General features: G+C 34.8%; 26 protein-coding genes and 1 tRNA gene. 2 read left to right on the plus strand and 25 right to left on the minus strand.

What is annotated here, in order from left to right:
• Window positions 1-30: 30 nt before the first annotated feature.
• The 12 genes from BM227_RS05285 to BM227_RS05340 form a co-directional block, all read right to left on the minus strand.
• Window positions 31-1,122, minus strand: coding sequence for a nitronate monooxygenase (locus BM227_RS05285; RefSeq protein ID WP_092911891.1), 1,092 nt, complete (start codon window positions 1,120-1,122; stop codon window positions 31-33).
• Window positions 1,122-2,351, minus strand: a complete 1,230-nt coding sequence (gene tyrS / locus BM227_RS05290) for a tyrosine--tRNA ligase (protein ID WP_092911892.1) — start codon at window positions 2,349-2,351, stop codon at window positions 1,122-1,124. Before tyrS ends, BM227_RS05285 begins: the two co-directional genes overlap by 1 nt.
• 12 nt (window positions 2,352-2,363) lie before the next feature.
• Complete coding sequence (locus BM227_RS05295) at window positions 2,364-4,523, minus strand: RelA/SpoT family protein (protein WP_342707886.1); 2,160 nt, start codon at window positions 4,521-4,523, stop codon at window positions 2,364-2,366.
• Between the two features lie 9 nt (window positions 4,524-4,532).
• Entirely contained in the window at window positions 4,533-4,742 is a 210-nt protein-coding gene (locus BM227_RS05300; RefSeq protein ID WP_092911893.1) for a DNA-directed RNA polymerase subunit omega, read from the minus strand.
• Between the two features lie 30 nt (window positions 4,743-4,772).
• Window positions 4,773-5,483 (minus strand): UMP kinase, encoded by a 711-nt coding sequence (gene pyrH, locus BM227_RS05305; RefSeq protein WP_092911895.1) that lies wholly within the window; start codon window positions 5,481-5,483, stop codon window positions 4,773-4,775.
• Window positions 5,484-5,563: 80 nt separating this feature from the next.
• A complete protein-coding gene (locus tag BM227_RS13160) occupies window positions 5,564-7,267 on the minus strand; it encodes a methyl-accepting chemotaxis protein (protein ID WP_092911897.1) in 1,704 nt (567 codons plus the stop codon).
• Window positions 7,268-7,365: 98 nt separating this feature from the next.
• Window positions 7,366-8,580, minus strand: a complete 1,215-nt coding sequence (locus tag BM227_RS05315; protein ID WP_177202000.1) for a murein hydrolase activator EnvC family protein — start codon at window positions 8,578-8,580, stop codon at window positions 7,366-7,368.
• Window positions 8,580-9,389, minus strand: coding sequence for a hypothetical protein (locus BM227_RS05320; protein WP_092911900.1), 810 nt, complete (start codon window positions 9,387-9,389; stop codon window positions 8,580-8,582). Before BM227_RS05320 ends, BM227_RS05315 begins: the two co-directional genes overlap by 1 nt.
• Window positions 9,376-10,047, minus strand: a complete 672-nt coding sequence (locus BM227_RS05325) for a cell division ATP-binding protein FtsE (RefSeq protein ID WP_092911902.1) — start codon at window positions 10,045-10,047, stop codon at window positions 9,376-9,378. The genes BM227_RS05320 and BM227_RS05325 overlap by 14 nt, the downstream gene beginning before the upstream one ends.
• Window positions 10,035-11,222 (minus strand): tRNA (guanosine(46)-N7)-methyltransferase TrmB, encoded by a 1,188-nt coding sequence (gene trmB / locus BM227_RS05330; RefSeq protein WP_092911903.1) that lies wholly within the window; start codon window positions 11,220-11,222, stop codon window positions 10,035-10,037. The genes BM227_RS05325 and trmB overlap by 13 nt, the downstream gene beginning before the upstream one ends.
• A 3-nt stretch (window positions 11,223-11,225) precedes the next feature.
• Window positions 11,226-12,476, minus strand: coding sequence for a fibronectin type III domain-containing protein (locus BM227_RS05335; RefSeq protein WP_092911905.1), 1,251 nt, complete (start codon window positions 12,474-12,476; stop codon window positions 11,226-11,228).
• Window positions 12,409-13,383, minus strand: a complete 975-nt coding sequence (locus BM227_RS05340) for an RluA family pseudouridine synthase (protein ID WP_092911906.1) — start codon at window positions 13,381-13,383, stop codon at window positions 12,409-12,411. The genes BM227_RS05335 and BM227_RS05340 overlap by 68 nt, the downstream gene beginning before the upstream one ends.
• A gap of 60 nt (window positions 13,384-13,443) precedes the next feature.
• Between BM227_RS05340 and BM227_RS05345 the strand changes: the two genes are divergently transcribed.
• Complete coding sequence (locus tag BM227_RS05345) at window positions 13,444-14,565, plus strand: FtsW/RodA/SpoVE family cell cycle protein (protein ID WP_092911908.1); 1,122 nt, start codon at window positions 13,444-13,446, stop codon at window positions 14,563-14,565.
• An 8-nt stretch (window positions 14,566-14,573) separates the two neighbouring features.
• Window positions 14,574-14,650: transfer RNA gene (locus BM227_RS05350), tRNA-Ile, on the plus strand.
• A gap of 277 nt (window positions 14,651-14,927) precedes the next feature.
• Here the strand turns inward: BM227_RS05350 and BM227_RS05355 are convergent.
• The 13 genes from BM227_RS05355 to BM227_RS05415 all read right to left on the minus strand — a co-directional run bounded on the left by BM227_RS05355 (window position 14,928) and on the right by BM227_RS05415 (window position 21,862).
• Window positions 14,928-15,197, minus strand: coding sequence for a hypothetical protein (locus tag BM227_RS05355; protein WP_092911909.1), 270 nt, complete (start codon window positions 15,195-15,197; stop codon window positions 14,928-14,930).
• Between the two features lie 13 nt (window positions 15,198-15,210).
• Window positions 15,211-15,417, minus strand: a complete 207-nt coding sequence (locus tag BM227_RS05360) for a hypothetical protein (RefSeq protein WP_092911911.1) — start codon at window positions 15,415-15,417, stop codon at window positions 15,211-15,213.
• A 63-nt stretch (window positions 15,418-15,480) separates the two neighbouring features.
• Complete coding sequence (locus tag BM227_RS05365; protein ID WP_092911913.1) at window positions 15,481-15,672, minus strand: hypothetical protein; 192 nt, start codon at window positions 15,670-15,672, stop codon at window positions 15,481-15,483.
• Window positions 15,673-15,981: 309 nt separating this feature from the next.
• On the minus strand, window positions 15,982-16,521 hold the full coding sequence (locus BM227_RS05370) for a phage terminase small subunit P27 family (RefSeq protein ID WP_092911915.1): 540 nt from the start codon (window positions 16,519-16,521) through the stop codon (window positions 15,982-15,984).
• Window positions 16,522-16,620: 99 nt separating this feature from the next.
• The gene (locus BM227_RS05375; RefSeq protein ID WP_092911917.1) at window positions 16,621-16,857 is read right to left on the minus strand and encodes a hypothetical protein; all 237 of its coding nucleotides are present in this window, start codon (window positions 16,855-16,857) and stop codon (window positions 16,621-16,623) included.
• Window positions 16,854-17,261, minus strand: a complete 408-nt coding sequence (locus BM227_RS05380; protein WP_092911919.1) for a hypothetical protein — start codon at window positions 17,259-17,261, stop codon at window positions 16,854-16,856. The genes BM227_RS05375 and BM227_RS05380 overlap by 4 nt, the downstream gene beginning before the upstream one ends.
• The gene (locus tag BM227_RS05385; RefSeq protein WP_092911921.1) at window positions 17,258-17,554 is read right to left on the minus strand and encodes a hypothetical protein; all 297 of its coding nucleotides are present in this window, start codon (window positions 17,552-17,554) and stop codon (window positions 17,258-17,260) included. The genes BM227_RS05380 and BM227_RS05385 overlap by 4 nt, the downstream gene beginning before the upstream one ends.
• A gap of 2 nt (window positions 17,555-17,556) precedes the next feature.
• The gene (locus tag BM227_RS05390) at window positions 17,557-18,558 is read right to left on the minus strand and encodes a recombinase RecT (protein WP_092911922.1); all 1,002 of its coding nucleotides are present in this window, start codon (window positions 18,556-18,558) and stop codon (window positions 17,557-17,559) included.
• Between the two features lie 113 nt (window positions 18,559-18,671).
• A complete protein-coding gene (locus BM227_RS05395; RefSeq protein ID WP_092911924.1) occupies window positions 18,672-19,460 on the minus strand; it encodes a PD-(D/E)XK nuclease-like domain-containing protein in 789 nt (262 codons plus the stop codon).
• 56 nt (window positions 19,461-19,516) lie between these two features.
• Window positions 19,517-19,789 carry a VRR-NUC domain-containing protein gene (locus BM227_RS05400; RefSeq protein WP_092911925.1) on the minus strand — a complete coding sequence of 91 codons (273 nt, stop codon included), beginning with the start codon at window positions 19,787-19,789 and terminating at the stop codon, window positions 19,517-19,519.
• On the minus strand, window positions 19,782-20,414 hold the full coding sequence (locus tag BM227_RS05405; RefSeq protein WP_092911927.1) for a replication protein: 633 nt from the start codon (window positions 20,412-20,414) through the stop codon (window positions 19,782-19,784). Before BM227_RS05405 ends, BM227_RS05400 begins: the two co-directional genes overlap by 8 nt.
• 3 nt (window positions 20,415-20,417) lie before the next feature.
• Window positions 20,418-21,608: a DEAD/DEAH box helicase gene (locus BM227_RS05410; RefSeq protein WP_092911929.1), complete on the minus strand. Its 1,191-nt coding sequence runs from the start codon at window positions 21,606-21,608 to the stop codon at window positions 20,418-20,420.
• An 11-nt stretch (window positions 21,609-21,619) separates the two neighbouring features.
• Window positions 21,620-21,862 carry a helix-turn-helix domain-containing protein gene (locus BM227_RS05415; RefSeq protein WP_092911930.1) on the minus strand — a complete coding sequence of 81 codons (243 nt, stop codon included), beginning with the start codon at window positions 21,860-21,862 and terminating at the stop codon, window positions 21,620-21,622.
• Window positions 21,863-22,275 lie beyond the last annotated feature (413 nt).

Below are 22,275 nucleotides of genomic sequence, written 5' to 3' on the forward strand. Positions count from 1 at the left end.
ATAGTAAGAAAGTGGCAATCTTACGTATAACTACTCTCCATTAACCAATTTTTGCATCAACTCTTTTACACTTATAAGTTTATCTATTTTATAACCGTTTGAGCCTGTAAAGAAGAGACCTAACTCTTTATTACCCATATATGCATCACTTAAACGATCAGCAATACAATACCCTACTTCTTTTGCTTCCACACCCCGCTTACAAGGGGCAACACAGTTACTGATACACTTAATAGCAGGACCTTCTCGTTTCTCTACCAGGTTAATGAGATTTGTTTTAACACCTCTTGCAGGGTATCCTACAGGTGATTTCAAAAGAAGAATATCCTCTTTTTTTGCATTTATGAGAATCTCTTTAAAGTTTTGATGCGCATCACACTCATATGTCCCAATAAATCTGGTACCTATCTGAACACCTGCTGCACCTAACTCTATACACTTTTCTATATCTTTCTTATCCCAAATTCCGCCTGCTGCAAAGACAGGAATGCCACCCCAGTTGTTTGCTTCTTCAACAACAGAAGGGATCAGATTTTCAAGCTGATACTCCTCCATAAAACACTGTTCATACGTAAAACCTTGGTGACCGCCACTTAGAGGACCTTCTAGAACAACTGCATCTGGAATACGCCCATACCGCTTCTCCCAGCGTCTGCATATCAGACGCAAAGCTTTAGCAGAAGAGACAATAGGAATAAGCGCAACATCAGGAAAATTTGCCGTAAATTCAGGCATATTGGTTGGTAAGCCAGCTCCTGTAATGATCATATCTGCACCAGCTTCACAAGAGTCCTCTACAACTCTGCCATAATCATTTATGGCATAAAGGACATTACACCCCAAAGGCTGATCGCCACAAATTTTACGAGCATTTTCAAATATTTTAAAAAGTGCTTTTTTAGAGTAGAAGTTATCTACTTCCAAAGGACGGTCGGCTACCAGTTTTTCAGCATACTCTTTATTTTGATAGTATCCTGTTCCAACACTGCTTATGACACCAAGTCCTCCTTCAAGACTCACATGTCCAGCCAATTGATCCCAACTTATTCCGACCCCCATTCCACCCTGGATGATCGGATACTTAAGTGTATGTTTTCCGATTTTTACAGGTTTAAGCTCCACTACTTCACCTTCACTTTTGCAAATTTTTTCTTTCCTACTTGAAGTATATAATCTCCAGCTTCTAATTGCAAGTCTTTATCTTCAACTTTTACCTGATCAATCCGTACAGCGCCAGCTTGAAGATCACGTCTTGCTTGAGATGTAGATGGCTCAAGCTTTGTTTCAACAAGAGCTTTAGCAATCCAAATTGGACCTTCTAGCTGAAACTCTGGTATATCTGTAGGTAAGTCTTTTTGTTTAAATACTTTATTGAACTCTTCACAAGCTGATAATGATGCATCTTTATTGTGGAATCTTTCAACAATCTCCATACCAAGCATCTCTTTTGCACGTTTTGGATGAAGTTTTCCACTTTCAACATCTTTTTTCATCTGTTCAATCTCTGTTAAAGATCGACTGCTTAAAAGTTCGTAGTATCTCCACATAAGATCGTCACTAATACTCATAACTTTAGCAAACATAGTATTAGGCTCTTCTGTAACCCCTATGAAGTTACCAAGAGATTTACTCATCTTCTGTACACCATCAAGACCTTCTAAGATAGGCATCATTAAAACAGCCTGCTCTTTACCAACATTGTAAGCTCTTTGAAGGTGGCGACCCATTAGCAAGTTAAACTTCTGATCTGTACCTCCGATTTCAATATCGCTCTTAAGAACTACACTGTCATACCCTTGAAACAGTGGATAGAAAAACTCATATAAAGATATATCCTGACCATTTTTAAAACGTTTTTCAAAGTCATCGCGTTCTAACATTCTTGCAACAGTACGCTTAGATGCAAGTTCTATCATCTCATAGCTAGAGAGTTTTCCAAGCCAATCACTGTTAAAAACAACTATAGTCTTTTCAGGATCTAAAATTTTAAATACCTGCTCTTCATAACTTTTAGCGTTCTCTTTTACCTCTTCTTTTGTAAGCTTTTTACGTGTTTGACTTTTACCTGTAGGATCTCCAATCATACCGGTAAAATCACCTATAAGAAACTGCACTATTGCACCATATTTTTGGAAAGTGGCAAGTTTTTGAAGTAATACCGTATGACCTAAATGAAGATCCGGGGCAGTCGGATCAAATCCTGCTTTAACATAATATGGTTCACCAGTTTCAAAATATCGTTTGATAAGTGTTTCAATCTGCTCATCGGTGATAATCTCGGCTGAACCACGTTTTATCTCATTCAAAGCTTCTACTATCTTTAAATCTTTCATATCCAAATCCTTTTGCATTCCTATCCCTTCTTAGATTTGTTTATATGCATCGGTAAGACTAACCAATTCAATCAACTTGAATTTTTTCTCCAATAACTCTTTTAAACGATTTTGATCATGACTTTTTGTCTCAAAAATGACTTCACATACATTGCTGACAGATGATCCGTCACCAAGTTTTATTGAAATTATATTTAAATCAATCTTTGCTAAGTAAGAGAGAAATTTTGCCAATGCACCTTTTTCATCTTTAAGTGTTACTAACAGTCGATAGCCTTGCATTTTACTATCACTCCACTCAATATATAGCATAGGGGTATTATCTTTAATCAACCCATATGCTTTCTCACAAAATTTATGATGGACAACTGCTTTACTGCCAATTTTGAATGCAACAATAGGATCATTTCTTTTAGGATGACAACAGTAATCAAACTCTATACTGCCAATATAATCTGCAGAATATACTATAAAGTTTTCAAAATCATACTGTTTTAGCCGTCTATGCTGTCTTTGTAAAAATGCAGGAAATATAGAACGAACTTTTTTTGAATCAATAAAACGATGAATTATCTCTTTATAGAAACTAAGCTCTCTTGCTACACGATATATTTGAGACTCAATTCCCTCTTCTTTTATCCACTCTTCTATCTCTTTTACAGAAACAGAAAATGTTGCACTTAAAATATTGATTGAACTCATACGATCAATCTCTTTGCGACGCTGATTGCATCTCATCCTCATATGACTCTTTGCACGTGATGTTTTAACTGCATCAATCCAGGTACAGTGGTATATTGGATGATCAGCTGTAATTATTCTTACTAAATCCCCATTTTTTAGTTCAGTAAGCAGTGAAGCTTGCTTTTTATTTACCAAAGCACCGCTTGCACGCTCACCAACCTGCGTATGTACTGCATATGCAAAATCTAATACTGTTGCACCACGTGGCAAGCTTATTTGATCTCCTGCAGGAGTAAAAACACTTATATCTTCGCTATATAAATCATTCTTGACAAGTTCATAAAACTCTTCTATAGACTCATTTTGAAACTGCAGATTCTTAAGCCACTCTATATTTATGTTTGAACTGCCTAACTTATATTTCCAGTGAGCAGCAATGCCATATTCAGCTGTTTTATGCATTTTAAATGTTCTAATTTGAGCCTCTATAATTGATGTATCATCAAAGACTGTCGTATGAAGTGTCTGGTAACCATTCTCTTTTGGCAATGCTACATAATCTTTAAATCTTGCTATAAGAGGTTTAAAATTTAGATGCAATGTTCCAAGTGCTCTGTAGCAATCTAGAGGTTCTTTAACTAAAACTCTAATAGCCAATAGATCAAGTATTTCATCTATTGATATACCTTTTCTCTGCATCTTCAAATATATTGAGTAGTGATGCTTAAGACGACCAAAAATTTCAAAACTTCCAGCCTTAAATCCATCATGAACCATTAATGTTTTAACTTTTGAAATGAAAGTATTTAACTTAATTTGAAAGTCTTGCTTGTGTGATGTTAAAAAATTCTCTATCTTTGCATATTCATCAGGGAAAAGGTAGTAAAAACTTAAATCTTCCAATATATTTTTAATAGCTGCAATACCTAATCTATGAGCTATAGGAGCATAAACCACAAGTGTCTCTTCAGCAATTCTTTGCTGTTTTGCTTTTGGTAGAGCATCTAGTGTCATCATATTGTGTAGACGATCACATAGCTTTATAACCAAAACCCGTACATCTTCTATTGAGCATATCAACATTTTACGAAAAGTCAATGCTGATGTCAGAAGCTTTTCATCTGAGGTTGATGGAAGAAGTTCACTATCTCTAATCTCAATGATTTTTGTCAATCCTTCAACAAGATTAGATACATCTGAACCAAACTTACTTTTAATATCTTTAATTGTATATGAAGTATCTTCAACAACATCATGAAGAAGTGCTGCTATAGCCATTGTTTCATCTGCACTTATAGCAGCAGTAATAGCAGCAACTAAAATCGGGTGAATTATATATGGCTCACCACTTTTTCTAAATTGACCTGTATGAGCCTCTTTTGCAAACTCTAAAGCCTCTTTTATCTGCTCACTCTTCTTTATTGTTTCAAAAAGTAGACTCTCAGCTTCATCAATACTCTTAACATTACGGATTTTCTCTATTAGAGGTTCTAAAATTTGTTGCACAGAGCAGCCTTAATTATCAATCCCCTCTATTTTAATCAATCCTTGAGCTATTTCAACAATAGCAATATCTGCATATTTATGCTTTTTAGGATCCATTTCAACTTTTGGCTCAGCACCATCAGCAAGTTCATTAGCACGTTTTGAAACTGCTGATGAAAGAAGGTATCTGTTAAAGTTTGCTTTTTCAAGTGCAAGTGCAGCTACTTTTTCAAGTCTCATTTTATCTCCTGTTATTTTTTATTTTTAAAATTATTTCACTATAGAACAGCGATTATAGTCACCTTGTATAATAGAAAGAAGGTTTCCTTTTTTAAACATATCGCATACTACGATTGGTAAATTGTTCTCTTTTGCCAATGCAATTGATGTATCATCCATTACCTTAATATTATCTGCCAACGCTTCATCATAACTAAGTTGAGAAAGTTTTCTTGCATCATTATACTTATTTGGATCTTTATCATAAACACCATCTACCTTTGTTGCTTTGATAATCATATCTGCACCAATTTCTATGGCTCTTAATGTAGCGGCCGTATCTGTAGTAAAAAATGGGTTTCCGGTTCCAGCAGCAAATATAACAATGCGACCTTTTTCAAGGTGTCTTACTGCTTTACGTACAATAAATGTTTCACATATCTGCTCCATTTTTATTGCACTCTGAACTCTTACTTTCATTCCCAAATACTCTAGTGCTTCTTGCATAGCAACTGCATTAATTACTGTTGCAAGCATTCCCATATAGTCGCCGCTTGTTCTTTTAATTATGCCATCTTTAGCAGCAGTTACTCCACGTATAATGTTTCCGCCACCAATAACAACACCAACTTCGACTCCATTATCGACAAGCTGTTTAATCTCTTCGGCGATAAATTTTAATATAGATGTATCAACACCATACCCACTTTCACCAGCTAAAGCTTCGCCGGAAAACTTAACCAATACCCGCTGTTTCGACATGGCCACTCCTTTTTCGCCTTAGAAATTGAGTGGATTTTATCTAAAAATTGCTTTAATTAAGTTTTCTACAGCTTAATAACTTAAGATTTGAATTTTTCAACATCAACTAATACATTTTTCATGCTTTCATTTAAGAGCATAACATCCTGTTTTAGCTTATTCAATTTAGAGACATTTTCCATACTCAATTTACCAACATTTTCAATATCTTCTGTTGCTTTTTCATTTACTATTGAAGCATTTTCAACTTTCTTAGAAGCATCATTTGTTATGGCTGTTGTAGTCTTCATAATTGAGACAGTATTGGCAATTTTACTATTGATTTCTGCAACTTTTTCTGCAATATGTTCAATATCTTGAGCATTATTTATAACATCAGATGATACATCATTAACTGACTGAACAACTACATTTATTGTTGAATTTATTTCATTAAGTGACTTTTGCGTTCTTTCTGCTAGCTTTCTTACCTCATCAGCAACAACAGCAAAACCTCTACCATGCTCTCCAGCTCTTGCAGCTTCTATTGCTGCATTAAGTGCCAGTAGATTTGTTTGATCAGCAATCTCTTGAATAACTTCTACAATATTTTTAATCTCTTGAGCATTATCCCTTACACTCTCCATTTTATGAGCAAGTTCTGTACCTATTTCACTACTGTTTTGTACTTGAACAACTATATTTGAAGTACTACTTTGAACATCTATTATGTTATTATGAGCCTCTTCTATATTGGCTAATGTTTGATTTGATAACTCACTTGAATCACTTAAGAGTTTGCTAGCATCTTTTAACCCTTTTATTGAAGAGTTGAGAGTATATGATTGGTTTTGAATATCTTTATTAATTTCATCTGTTGTATTAGCTATACTGCTAATTATTCTATTAGTACCAAAAACAGCCTCTTTTGTATTTCTTACAACATCTCGAATTGAGAAAATAAAGTTATTTACAGCTTTTACAATTCCCCTAATCTCATCACTACCCTTTTCTTCCAGTTCTATAGTTAAGTCATTTTCATGTGTCTGTAATGTATTGGATAACTCTTTAGCAGGTTCAATTATCTCTTTTTCAAACATTAATGTAATTGAAATATAAAGTATCGCAACAAATAGTAAAGCTGCTATTATATTTGCTATTAAAAGAGTATTATCAATTTGAGCTATCTCATATTCACTAAATTTTAAAGGTACTGCAACAGATACAATACCTCTTAAATCACCCTCTTTAAAATTAAATGCAACATTTCCATAATCTTTTACCAGCTTTTTATAAAGATGTTCAGGAACATCTTTATAAGGAACACCATGACATTTTAAACAAACCTTTTTTATATATAAAGGTTTAGCATATCTTATTGCTCTTTCACCTTTATACTCACCTATTTCCCAAAACTCATCCATTTTATTTTTTTCAAGCTTCTTTAAAATTTCAACTTCATATTTATCAGGTTTATTTGCAGGATTTCTATACTTTAAAGATGTCTGTTTTATATAAAAACCAGCTGTTTTAGTGAGTTTTTGAGCAACTTTACCACCAGAATAAGCAGGCGTTGCAGCCCAATGAGAGATACTATCTTTTGTAAACTTTACATATGGTGCAATTGAAGCCATATATCCTCTCATTGCAATCAATTGCTGAGCAGATTTTCTAGCTTTATCAACATTACTTTCTATTACAAGATCATAAACTTTACTATGTGTTACATATCCTAAAGATAGCATAATTGCTATTTGGACAATAACAACAATCAATAATATTTTAAATTTAGAACTTATATGCATCTCTTTCCTCCATTTTAATCATAAATCTATTTTATTACGATCAATATAAATTTTGAATTAAAGATTAAAATGAAGTTTTTAACTATTTTGTTAATTACTTATTTTAGATTTATTAATTCAAGAGGGTTTATATGACGATTTTTTTGTGTTACTTCAAACATTAACTCTTTTTTTATCCGACCTATTACATATCCTTTTTTAATCTTTTTTCCCTCTTTAATTGTTGGAGCTATTTTATCTATCTTTGCATATATTGTATGAAGATTATTTTTATGCTCTACAATAACTACTTTTCCTAATACAGGGGTGTCTTTTGCAAAAACAACACGACCATTTAATACATTTTTGACTTTTGCATTCTTTTTATATGGTTTTAATGTTATAGACTCATTAAAGATTTTTATTTTATAAACAGGGTCGGTATAAACACCAAACTTTTTAACTACCTTTGCTTTTCCAACAGGTGATATTGTCTTAGGTCCTCTATACCTTCCAATAGCATGTTTTTGAAAAGATGATCCTATTTTTCGAACTTTTAATTTATTTCCTCTATCTATCTTTTTTCTATTTTTACTAGCTAAACTCTGCTTTTTTCTTCTCTCTATCTCTTCACGCTTAATAATGTTAAGTCTAGCAAGTGTATTTCTTAAATCACGTTCCTCTTTTTGAAGTCGCTCTAAACGTTGTTGATACTTCTTTTTCTCAGTTTCTAGTAATGAGAGAAGCTCTGTCTTTCGTTTTTTTTCCTTTGCAGCATAATCTTTTTTTGACTTCAACCTGTCTATCATTGATATTAGCTTTTGAGCTTCGCTGTCAAGTTGCTCTTTTTTATTAATAGTTTGAAGTAAACTCTTCTCCATATTTCCAATCTGCTCTGTACTTTTATGTATCAATACTTCAAGTACTTCATTTTCAATTACATCATCAGGACTTTGAAGTCCTTTGTCTTTTTTTATATACTCCAATATATAAGAGTTTGCAATCATCTTAGCAAATTGGTTCTCTTGAGCCCTCTTTTTCTCTTCCAATATTTTCAACTCTTTTTGTATCTTTTTTAGACGCTCTTCTGAGGATGAAAGAATTTTTGAACTTCGTTCAATCTCACTATCTAAATCTTTTAAAATCCTGTCAAGTTTTTTTAACTCTGACTCATTTTTCTTTATCTCTTTTGCAATACCAGCAAGTTTTTTATCCATATATGCATAACTGTTTTTTGTTTCTCGTAACTTCTTTTTTGAAGATGCAATCTTTACATCAATTGAACTGGCATATATTAAAGATATAGAAAGAAACAATAAAAACAATATACGCACTACTGTTCCTTGAATCTTACTATAACCCATAAAGTACTAGTTAGTGCTACACCATATGAGATAGAAGCAAGTAAATATGTATCTTCTTGCCAAAACGATGGAATATCAGTCATTCCAAGTTCTGAAATAAATGAAAGTACTTGAGGCTGATTTAAAATGTAATAAATAACTCCTAACGTCAACAATAAAGCCAAAGTGGCATCAACTATTGCTAATTTAATTAGTATTGTGCTTCTAAGCCAGACAGGAGCACCAAAAAGTGCCATTATTTGCATACGCTCATAATGCTCTAATTGCCAAATTGTCATCTGTTTTATCATTAATAGAAATGAAATAACTGAAATTATAATTATAAAAATAGATATATTTGTTTTAAAAAAGCTCAATATTTCATACATCTTATCATGCATGTTTTCAAAAGCGTGTACACTCTTAACACCTTTTAAGCGCATTAAATTCTTTTTTAATATCTCAATTCTTTGTGCATCAGTATAGTGTCTTAGTTTTACTGTATAAAAGGATGGTACAATATCTTTTATCTTATGAATATTTTTTGAACTTATCTGTTGTCGGATTTTATCTAAAACTTTCTCAATGCTAATTAACTCTGCACTTTTAATCAAAGTATCACTTTGCTGTATGTCTGAAGTGGTAATATTATTATCAGAAACTATTATCAATGAGTATTCGCTATTTAAACGATCCTCATAAAAGTTTAAAATTCTATCGATAAACATTAAATACTCTATACTAAAAAGTATGGCAAAAAGCGGTAGTATCAACCCCAAATGGTTTCTAATGGATCTCATATATAGCTCCATTTTCTATCATTAAATGACGATAAGGAATATTTAAAACTTCTGGTATGCGATGTGTAACAACTACTACAGTTGTTTTAAGATCTTGATTGGCACGCTCAAGCAACTCCCATACAACCTGACTTGAATATTCATCAAGATTTCCGGTAGGTTCATCAGCTAAAATCAAAAAAGGGTTATGAGCCAAAGCTCTTGCCATTGCAACACGCTGCTGTTCACCACCGCTAAGCTCCATTGGATAGCGATCGGACTTATGTGAAAGTTTTACGTGAGCAAGAAGTTTTTTAGCTTGAGTTCTACTAACATCTTTAGAAAAACCGGCAATCATCAATGGTAAAGTTACATTCTTTTCAACATTCCACTCTTTAATAAGTTTATAGTCTTGAAAAACTACTCCTAGGTGGCGACGAAGCTTATATAATTTAGAAGACCTTACTCTTCCCATATCAACTCCGCCAACAATCAAACTTCCACCAAAAGGAGGAATAACACCATAAAATGATTTCAACAGTGTAGACTTGCCACTTCCACTTGCACCTGTAATAAAGACGAATTCACTAGATTTTACTGTAAAAGTAGCATTTTTTATTACAGGTTCATGCTGTGGATAAGCAAGTTTTAAACCATTTGCTTCAATTACATTTTGCATGCTTGCATCCATTTTAAAATAATTTGATGCGCTTTATGATTAGTTTCAGTTCTTACAGGATTATGAGGATAATATTTCATCTTTCCATTTTCAATAAGGATAAACTTATGCTCGGGTCTGTCAAAACTTCCCAAAGATAGACGTATTAAACCATCATTTTCATTTATTGCATAAAAACGCTCTATATGTGCAAAGCATCCATTTTCTATCCAGGCACTTTTAGGTTTTTGCTTAAATAGTGAAGAGATTCCAATGTTTTGCGGAAAGTCAAAACATACATCTATACTCTTTGGTTCAGACTCTTCCAATGATTCAACCCGTATCTCATAGATATCTTTTTCATATCGCAACCATCTCTCTTCATATTTACTTTTTACAGCTGCTTCACTATTTTTTTCCAGAGTCAACTTAACATGCTTTGGTCTGGTAAAAACCTCCATAGAGTAATGAAAGTAGTTATCACTGTCTGTACGAAGTTCAAGTCTTCCACCAGGCTTTAAAACACGCATTGCTTCATTCATAAAAGTATCAGATATTACACGTCGATGTGGCTTTTTATCCCAAGGAACTGGGAAGTGGACAAAGATCCTCTCAATCCTGTTACTTGGAAGAAGTTCCATAAAAAGCCTTGCATCATAATCGATAACCCATACATTATCGAGTCCTTCAAGATCTATTCTTCTCATTACCTGCTCAAGTGAAGGACGATGAATTTCAAGACCTATAAGATGAACATTTTGATTCTCTTTTGCTTGATACAGCAGATGTCGTCCGCTTCCAAAGCCTATCTCTATCCAAACCTCTTTATCAGGCAAATCATCAGCATTAAATGTAGCTATCTCTTTCAATGAAGGTAAAGGCTTTTTAAGAGGTACATTATCAACATTTGCAATATTTGAGTAACTTGGTTTTTGACCGGTAATATTCAAATACTCTTGTAATGCTCTTTTAATCAGTGTATTTGGAGATGGCCGCGAAATCTTTTCTGCTTTTAAAAGCAACTCTTTGTTTTTTGGTTTAACTTGCAGTAAAAATGGAATATTATCTACTGCAACTCCCAACAGACCATCATTAAGATGTTCCATATTCCTTGCATACCAAAGAAAAGAGACCTCTCCACTTTGTAGAGGCAACTTTTCGTGAAAATTAAATGATTCTACTCTAATGTGTGGCATGGGTTAATGAATATCTTCAATAAATAGTTCTACAGGCTCAGAAGGCTCTGAACGAATTCCATACTTATCTACTGCCATTACACGATAAGTATACCTAGTACCAGGTTGCATCATAGTATCCATAAAGTCTGTCTTTGATATATTGATAAACTCTCGTTTTCTCTTTATTAAACCTTCCCAGTGATTACGGACTACAACATAACTCTTTGTTCTCTTATCATTAGAGTTCCATCTTAAAATAGCATGATTGTCAACTACTCTTGCATCTGTGATAGTTGGAGTAGCAGGTTTTGAAAGAGTGCTTCCCATTACAGGAACTTCAGATATTGGACTTTCAAGTCCATCTTTATCAACTGCTGTAACTTTATAGTAGTAAATTTTTCCATCTTCATCTACTATATCATCATAAGTTATTTTATCTGTTTTTGCACGATAGCTGTAAAATGCACTTGAAAAAGGACTTCTGTATACTTTGTAATAAACCACATCTTTTGTAGGGCTTGGCTGCCATTCAAGATGAATTTTTTTAGGTTTATCTATTGTTGCGTGCAGTCCCATAGGAGGAAGTGGCAAAGGTTTTGTAATAGCTTTTACTGCTGTACTTGGTCCAGTTATGATCCCATTACATAACTTAACGCGTACGCGGTATATGTATACTTCACCATCTTTTAAATCCTTATCCATATATTCAGCACTCAATCTATTTTCAACTGTAGCAATCTTTGTCCAATTATTAGGCTCTCTAACAACAGCCCTTTCAATAATATATGCACTTACTTGAGAATTTTGATGCGGTCGCCAAATGAGTTTTACCCTCTTTGGCAAATTGGCAATAGCACGAACAAAACTAACTGACTCAGGCACTGGCTTGGTACGAACACGAACCGGTTCAGACTGTTTTGACTCAAACCCCTCTTTATTGTATGTAGACATTTGATATACATACTCTTGACCAGGTTTTAATTTGGTATCAACATAGTGTGAACTATATCTGTCTGCAATGGTAGCTACACGTTTAAGCTTTTGCTCTTTACCAGGTTCTAAACGATAAAGATGATAACCTTCTATTTCTTGAGAAGGTACCATTTTCCACTCAAATCCTACACTTGTAAGATCTGATAATGTTTTAATAGATGTCACAGGTGGCAAGTTTGGAGCAACTTTAGGTGTTTTTGATGTCAGGTTTTTACCGGCACATCCACCCATCGCAACCATTAAAAGCGTTAAGCAAACTGTTTGAATCCAAAATTTCATGAAGTTTCTCCTTATCTATACACATGGAAATTTCTGAAAATATATTTTCTGGAAACGGCGCTACAAAGTAGAGCGTTTCGCCGCTTTTTGGATGGTTCAAATAGAGTATATATGCATGGAGCATAATGCGTCTGATAGTATCGTTTTTGCTCTTAAAACCGTATAAACTATCACCTACAATATGCCTTCCCAACGCAGAAAGATGGACTCTTATTTGATGTGTTCTTCCTGTATAAAGCTTAGCTGCTATAAGTTCAAAATTTCCCTGCTTGCAAACAGCTAATTTCTTAAAAGCTGTTTTAGCATATTTTCCACCACTTACAATCCCCATTTTTAGACGATTTGCAGGGTTTCTTGCTATAGGCTTTTCTACACAAATATCCTCTTTTAAAGGATAGTCAATAATAGCTACATAATAGCGTCCCATACTTTTATTTTGTAACTGCAATGAGAGTTTTTCATGTGACTCATTATTTTTGGCAATGACCATAGCACCACTGGTCTCTTTGTCAAGACGATGAACAATACCATGACGCTCATCTCCGCTGATTGTAGAAAGTGAAACACCTTTAAGTCTTAACCAATCTACAAGTGTTGCCTCTTTTACACTTGGAGCAGGATGAACAACAAGAGGTGATGGTTTATTAATAACCATAATATCATCATCTTCATATAGAACTTCGACATCAAAATCGACTCTTTCACTCTCTCTTTTTTCAACTTTTGGCAATGAATATTCAATGATATCTTCTAATTGAACTTTAAATCCTGCTTTAGTAACAACTTTGCCATTTACACTGACATAACCTTTTTTTATCAACTGTTCTATCTGGTTTCTTGATACATAAAGTGATTTTTGAAGCAATTTGTCTAAACGCTCAGATTTTGTAGCAACAATTGTTTGCATTAAACTATTTCTTTCCATTGATTCGATAAAATATCTCCAATTAACTCTGCAGGTAAACAGATGAAATTTTCTCCTATATTTGACAGGCGCATTTTAACACACTTTGATTTTTTTTTACTGCTACTTATCTTGCCTATAATAACTGTTTCACTGGTTTTGGTTAACGAAATAAGCTTTGCCCTCTTTAGAAAAGAGCTTTTCTACATTGGTCTTGGTTTTTTGGTATTTTTCATATTTTTTCTTATACCCTGGCGTTCTATTCGTTGGCTAATACCATATTTTTACTGGGGCAACATATTTCTTTTAATAAGTGTAGATCTTTTTGGGGTTACAAAACTGGGTGCACAAAGATGGCTTGAGATACCATTTATAGGCTTAACTATACAGCCATCAGAGCTTTTTAAACCTGCATTTATATTAATGCTTGCCTATCTTATACAAGAAAATCCTCCACCAAAAGATGGTTATAGACTAAAAGATTTTCTAAAATTATCATTCATAATTCTGCTTCCATTTTTTCTAATAGCAAAAGAACCAGATCTAGGAACAGCTATGGTTCTACTAATAATAGGGTACGGAATTTTATTTGTAGTTGGCGTTCACTGGAAAATTTGGGCAGGAATTATCATAACTTTAGCTGTTGCTGCACCATTTCTCTATAGTAATCTACACGACTATCAAAAAAAGCGTATTCACGATTTCCTTGCAGAAAAACCAAGTTACCACGTTCAACAATCAATCATTGCCATAGGTTCAGGAGGCTTAACAGGAAAGCCAAAAGATGAAGCAACACAAACTCAACTAAAATTTTTACCCATTGCATCGAGTGATTTTATATTTGCATATTTTGTAGAGAGATTCGGCTTTGTAGGAGCCGCTCTTTTAATACTTTTATATGCTATGCTGATTTTGCATATCTTTAGTTTAGGTTTGCAACCATACACTGACTACTATATAAAAGTGTTTGCATATGGTATAGCTTTTTTGATTTTTGTATATACAAGTGTAAATATTTTAATGACTATTGGACTAGCTCCAGTGGTTGGTGTACCGCTTCCTCTTTTAAGTCACGGAGGAAGTAGTTTTATAAATTTCATGGTTCTTTTTGGAATTTTGGAAAATTTACTTGCTTTTCGATTTAATTTTTTGTATAATTCCAGCTCGAAAGTTAGTTACCTCTAATTTTCAAAGGGCCAATAGCTCAGTTGGTTAGAGCATCCGGCTCATAACCGGATGGTCCCAGGTTCGAGTCCTGGTTGGCCCACCACTTCAAAACTCCATAAAATCGGACTTCATAACCATTTCAATCAAGTGTTTAAGTTTTCTATGTAATACTGATTGCTACCCTATTGCTACCCATCTTTTAGATTTCTACCTTTTTGCTACCCTGTAAAGGTTTTTACAGTCCTGATGAGGTCAAGCAGATAATAAAATGATAGTGTTACAATGTAATAGTAAAGTTTTGATGAGGTCAAGCAGGGATTAAAGAGGGTAGCAAACGGGTAGCATTAATCCCCGATCATTCAATCGGGGTGTAGCAGGTACTATTTACCTGAAAGTATTCTGTCAAGCTCTTCATATACTAAGTGGCTTCTTTCCATTGCTTGTTTCATATTACGCCCAATACCATTTAAGATTAACTGCATCTGATCAAATGAATCATATTCATCCGGTTCTAAATTCTCCTCCATATATTCAGCCATTGCCAATGTACTAGCCGCCGCCGTATATTGCAAGTTTGCATCTAGTAACTCATCTGCTAACTTAAGTAGTCTTTCTCTTTCTACTGTTATTAGGTTTTGATTATTTGCCATCTCTCACCTCTCTTTATTTTGTAATTTGAATTTTTGCATCTTTGAATAGTTTAAACAGATCCATTTCTGTATAACCACCATCATAAATACTAATAGCCAACTCTTTAAAAGCACCACTATCAAAAGTGATGGTTATCTCTTCAGCTGTTTCAGCTCTCAAAGCTGTGTCTAGCAGGTCCTGCAGGGATTGAATCCTTACTGCTTTTTTGGTAGTATTCAAATCTAATCCTTTTTAGTGGATTATTTGCAGTGGGTAGGCTTCCAACTCACGCCCACTGCTTTATTACTCATCTTTGGCTTTATAAGCCTTGATAGCCTCTTTCAGTTCATCCGCTGTTACATCCAGCTTATTAAGCAGCTCTTCACATTCAAAGCTTTTTACAATGCGTTGATATAGCTCTGGTCTGCTTTGCTTCCATCTGCTGAATGTATTTTCTGGCACGTTGATTGCTTCTGCCATCTCTTTAGCTTTCATTCACCTCCTTTTTATGATATGATTACATTTTTAAAAATGTTAATCAACACTATGTAGAGAATTATACCTAATAACTACATATTTATTATTAAATTATAGATTAGTTAAATCTTTTAAGGTTTATATACAATAGGTAGATTTTTCACTCTAACCTTAATCAAGTTATTCACATATTGGCAATTTTATTCACATCCTAAAAAATCCACATACTTTTTAAGCTTACTAAACCTTAAACGCTCTGAAAGAGTTAAAAAACCACTCTAAAAAGTATTGAAAAGTGGACTTTTCAAACAATCAATTTTTTAAACCTTAAACGTCTATCTCTTCCGCTATGTTTGTAATGTCAAAAATATCATCCTTTTTATTGTCGCTTTTAGGTACAACTCCGATTTTCTTTCTGCTCGATACTGTTAAGCCAAGCTCTTTGCTAAGTGATACCACTGTTTTGACTGTTGTAAGCAGGGCGTTATAATTCGGGTTTGCATATGGTACGCCTTTGGAGCTGATAATAGTTACACCCTCTTTTAAAACTACCTGTTCAAGATTTATCATCCTTGCGTACTGGTTGCAAAGTGGTATCAATGCTATATCGTCAAGCTCGGTCAACGTGTCGCCCATTTTTGACTTTATAGCCTCGTATTTCTCCTTAGCTATTTCCGATATAAAGGCATTATCAATAAGTTTCGGTGCTGTTGACTTTTTGACTTTTGCACGTACCCAATTACGCTTCTTTGCTTCTCGGTGCAGATAACCTTTGTCAATCTTATGTTTCTCGGCTACATCTGCTATTGTAAGCTCTCCGGCTAAGTAATCTTTTTCAATAGCTTTCCAATTATAGCGGCTACTCATAAGTACCCCTTATTTTTGGTTTTTGTAAAAATTTGTCTGTGTGTCCGGTGTGAGACTATAGCCTAAAACATTTCACTATAGCCCCTCCCGTTTGTAAAATTATTTTATGACTTCATCTCTAAAAAGCTTTGTCTCATAGTGCTGTATGATTGCTTCTTTAGCTTTCAACTCTTCTGTAAGTTGATCTATCTTCTTGTTACCTGCTATCCAGTAACCGGCTATCTCTTCGTGGTCTTTGTAAATCTCACTCAACAACTCTTTAATAGAGTTATACTCCTCTGTATCTTCGCCACATATTCCGGCTACCTTTGATAGTGCTTCTTGTTTGCTTATCATCTGTCGCCCTTAGTTTGCTTCTTTACCCATTCAGTTGCTTTCAACACTACCTCTTGAAGTGCGTCTCCATCAAAATACTTATTTAAATCCGCCCAATCACCGTCTCTATCAAGACCACGATAACCTACAATACACTGAAAATTATAAGTAAGCCCTATATACGAAACACTTACATCATTTATGTAAAAATGGTCGCCATTATTGATGGTTTCATCTTCAGGAAAATTGTCAACCATCCATCTGATACACTTATCAACAAGCTCATAGATGTTTATTGGTTTTTGTATTAATGGAGCATTCTTGTAACGTTCATTAGGTATCCAGTATATGTAATTATTCTCTCTGACAGTGAGATTTACCACTTCAACACCTAAAACCTCACTAAGTACCTCTTTGCTTATCATCTCTTAGCCTCCCAATGCGCTCTTTTATTCCACTCGTTTATTTCCCAGCTCATTGAACTCCATAAAAGTTTTGGATTCTGTTTACCCTCATTATCTGAAAAGCCTACAGATACAGTTGGAGATATTTTGCATTTATTACAACCCATCTTAGCGTGATGCCAAACTCCACCTGTAGAACTTTTATCGTATATCTTCCACTTAAAAAAAGGTTTTTTCCCACAAAATGGACAATATTTCGCTCTTGTTACTTTTCTCCTAAACTTTTTGTAGTATTTAATCTCCTTGCTTGTCATTACTATCCTCTCAACTCTTCTGATATTGCATCCAATGAACCCAAATCACTCAATAAAGAGTTAGCCTGTTCTGCATTCTCTTTGGCATACTGTAAAGCTTTTGAGCGTGCTACTCCTCTATCTATCAAAGCTTTTGTTAGTTCCTGCTCTGGTGTCATCTGGTTAGTATCTACTGCCCCACTTAAAAGCATTGCATTAACATCTTTTGGCTGTTCCAACTGTGGTGCGTCTGCTGTTGCATCTACCTCAACAACTACCGCCTCTTTTTGGAACTTTTGATAATCTGGTATGCTGCCTCTTTCTGCAATATCATCAAGTCCAAGTGCTACTGTTACATCATCATTTGCTATAGGTAAACGTTTAATGTGTCGCTTAATTGCACTCTTAATTGCCATCTGCTCGTACCATTCAAACCATACGCCTGATGGTCTGCTGTGGTCTTTCTGGTTCTGGCTCTTTAATCGGATCTTCTCTATCTCTTGCTTTGTCATAACGTTGTAAAGTATCTCTCCATCTCTGGCTTTGACGATAGTTACAACTTTCTCCAAGTTCTGATATATCCATTCCGGATTACTCTGTCGGCTCTCATAGTTCGGTCTGAATGTAAGCTTCTCTTCCCATCCGTTTATCTCGTAATCAAACTCATCTACTGAATAGACTGCATACGCTTTTAGATGCCATCCAATGCGTTCAAGCATTGTTATATAGCCTCTCCATCCAATCTGTAACTGGCAAACTGTTTCACCCGTTTTTGTTTTGTAAGGTACTAAATAAGCTAATCCAAGCTCTTTACCCGGCATAAGTTTCAACATTCCCGCCGCTATACCTGCTTCAACAATGCTTTTAGTTGAACAGTTTCTTAGATTGTAATCTAGCCCTGCTTGTAATAGTGTTGCTGCAAACTTAGCCCCTCTGGTCTTATCGCCCATCAAAGTATCAAGCATTTTTCTCTTTGGTATGATTAACTGTTTTAACTCATTCTCTCTGGTCATTATGTTACTCATCTCATTTACTCCTATAATTGATTTTAAGACGTTTTAAGCGTTGAGGTATAGTAAGATATACCCCTGACGCTTTTCGTTGATTTTATTGCCTTTTTTGGCTCTCTCTTAGTGTTTTATGCTCCGCTCTCTTGCTTCCAGTACCAAGCAGGTAAACTTATTGGCTCTGCTACCTGTCCAACCCCAGTGTCCAAAAACTTCTTTAATCGCTCCAAGTGGTAAAGATAGTTTTCTCTTCCTGCTTCAATAGCTTCCTGTTCAAGCTGATAGATACGTACTAGGTATGGTGATTGCTTTTCAACTGCTACAATGATAAAAGTTTCAGCCGGATAACCTGCCAATTTAAGAGTGTCAAGGTACCAAGCAGCTTGACGGTGGTATCTGTAATCATAGATAGCTTTCTCAAAGCTGTAAGGATCCACGCTCTTGGTCGTTTTTATGTCGATCACAATTCCCGCTTTTTGCAGGTAATAGTCTGGTCTGCATTTACGCGTAAAACCAAGATCATCTTTAGCAAATATGGAGCGTTCAGCTACTCCATTGCTAAGAATCCCACCTGCTATGGCTCTAATGTTCTCTGCCATTCGCTCTGCTGTCTCCCACTCATCCACTGCTACTACTTGCTTACCTGCATTTTCTTCAAGGAATTTAGCTTTAGCCTCTCTGTATTTTTTAGAGTTCTTGTTTTCCCTGCATCCGTCAAACTCTTCTTTGACAAACTCATTACTAAGAGTTTCTGGCTCCAGTACCATTGCGTGTAAAAGAGTTCCAAAATCAAACTGTTTACCCTCTAGCTTAAAACGCTCTCGGTGTACGTAATGCAGTGGTGATAGTTCTAAAAGCCTAAAATCACTGCTACTGATTCCATCTTTTGCCCGATATTCAGCATTACTCATCTGTTGCATTAACATCCTTTTGTTTGAATCTTTCAGCCGGCTGATTTAAACGTACCTCGATACGCTTAAATCAACTCTTCTAAGTTCTGCTTCACCTCATCAACGCTATGTGCTACAAATGCTATTCCACCTGCTTTTTTAATCTCGTTTATGTGATGCTCTTGCAATGGTGTTACTCTTCCTCCTGGTCTTTTAACTTCGATAGCGATAAATTTGCCATTTAAACAAGCCAAAATGTCTGGTGTTCCTGCTCTATTAGTTGCTACAGTTTTGACGCTATAAGCCCCGATTCTGTTCAAATAGTCGATAATCTTCTTTTGTATCTGCTGTTCACTCATATTTGCCCTTTTTTAACTGCATGAACTTCTTGCAATTATCAACTGTAAGAAAATCTTCACTCTCTATTTTTGCTTTTATGTTTCGCTTATAAGCCTGTAAATTTTCCACTCTAAACTTTGGATCTCTTTTTTCATTTTCGCCTATAAGATAGCTTATAAACTCGTCAAAGTTCTCCATCACATATGCGCGCGCGTATTCTTCATCATATGTTCTATCTATTAATTGTGTGTTCAATTTTGATACACCGGTGTTTAATTTTGATACACCTGAAACGCCTAAATTTTGGGTGTTTAATTTTGATACACCTTGCAATAACTTTTTATTATTTAAAGCGATACTGTAAACGCTTGTTATGTCCATACCAATTTTGGATTTTCTGCGCTGTACCTTTATAAGTTTTTTTTCTTCAATAGATTTCAAAATCTTTACTACTTTAGCTTTACTCATACCGGATTCATCCATCCATTGACTTATACTGATAGCATCGCTTCTTTTTTTAAATAGAATTGTCTTTTTAAGCAATATCATCAAGATAGTAAACTCACTATCGCTAATCTTCTTCTGCTCCAGTAAGTCATATAGTGATTTAACTATCTCAACAAATGTGATATAATTATCCTGCATTAACTAAAATCCTTTTGGATGCCGATTAATAAACATTCTGGCTTTAAAGTCTTTATGTTTAAGTGCTACCGCTTCAAAAACTGCTTCTGACACTCCGCCTCGTGTCATAAGTATATGAACGTTGATAGGTGTCTTTCTATGCATAGATGCCTGTCTTGCGTTCCGCTGCTGAAAACGTGCTGTTGAATAATCCATACTGGCTATTATTAAATGCTCTATATGCGATAACTCCACTCCCTCCGCGTGGCTATGACTGCTTAGAATCAATGCATTTTTAAACTCTTTCTCAAATATTTTACGTTGCCCAATCCACCTGGTCATAATTGCCACGTCTTTGGTATCTCCCCAATGCTCTTTTATATAATTGACATACTCTCTACCGCCTGTATCGTGATATTCATCATCAATCTTTAAACATCCGCACTCTATCTGGTAAAGTCCATTGATTAGCTTTATAGGTGTATCTGCTACAAATCCCGCTAAAACTCTATCACGCTGTAAAGTAGCTAAAAGCTCCATTGTACGTGGTCCAAGCTCTACATAATGCGGTACTATCTTTGGTTGATATTTAAAGCCCGTCTGCTCTCTGGTAATCTGTAGCAGGTATGGTCTCACCTCATCCATAATTCTATCTGTCTTAGCTTCTGAATAATCGTTGATAGCTCTACCCATAATAAAACGCTGTTTTTTGTTTACAAATAGCCTTGCCCAACTGTAGAAGTTTTTATACTTGCTAAATGGATGACTTCCACATAACCATAACGGGTGAAACCATTGACTAGCACTCTCTGCTGCTGGTGTAGCACTTATTAAAATCTTTGGTACATTTAACCAATTATTTCTGATCAGCTTTGCTTTAGCGGGTGTTTTTGGAAAACTGCTTATCGCATAATGAAATTCATCAATGATGATGAGGTCAAAATCTCCGCTTACTTTGTGTAAACTCTCATAATTGATGACTGTATAATCTTTCTTTGCTTCATACTTTTTAAGATCATCTTCCCATCCACTGATAGCAGCTTTTTTAGTGATAACCAAAATCTTTTTACAAGTTAGATGCTCTACTGCATCAATTACCATTAGAGTTTTACCGCTTCGCTCTGGTGCTTGGACGATTGCTAATAAGTGCTGTATTATTAGCTTTTGGATTTGCTTTGAGCCTTGTATTTGTAGTAGGAGTAGTGTTATTGCCATTATGCTACCTCTTACGCTGTTTTTACGTTATTGTTAGTCAAATAGCTAACTATCGCCTGCAATGGGTAGCGTACTGCTCCACGTCCTCCCGGTGTATCTTTCTTTTGATACTCTGGTCCTATACCCTGCTCTTTTAGCCGGTCAAGTGTAGCTACTGAAATGCCTAATACCTTTGCAGCTTGTTTTCTGGTAAGTGCGGCTGTTTTGTAAGTCTCAAAGAGTGTTTTGTATAGGTCTCTTTGTAGTTCGTCCATTTGTAGTTACCTCCATCAAGTTTGTTTTATTAGCTAAAACTTGATGAAAGTATATGATTATGTAGAATTTTAAAAGGGAGTGATTTTGTCCAAATATCTATATTTAGCCTTTTTATAAAAAATAACTTAAAAAGGACAAAAAAATAAAAAAGCAATAGCTTTTTAAAGCTATTTTAAAAACAACCAATTTTCAAGAGATTTTTCTCTTGAAATGAGTTTGATTTTGAAAGCACTTTTAAGAGTTTAATCTAAAATTATAACTTTAGATTAGAGTGCTTTTACAATCAAACTAAGTTGGTTTGATTGACAATTAAAAGGTGATGGCACTATTACAATTCCATCATCAATTTGAAGTAAATTAGCTTTAGTTCTTTAACTTATCACTGTCTAACCATAGCAAAAACACGAGAGGG

Origin of the sequence: Hydrogenimonas thermophila, assembly GCF_900115615.1 — a bacterium.
GTDB lineage: Bacteria > Campylobacterota > Campylobacteria > Campylobacterales > Hydrogenimonadaceae > Hydrogenimonas > Hydrogenimonas thermophila.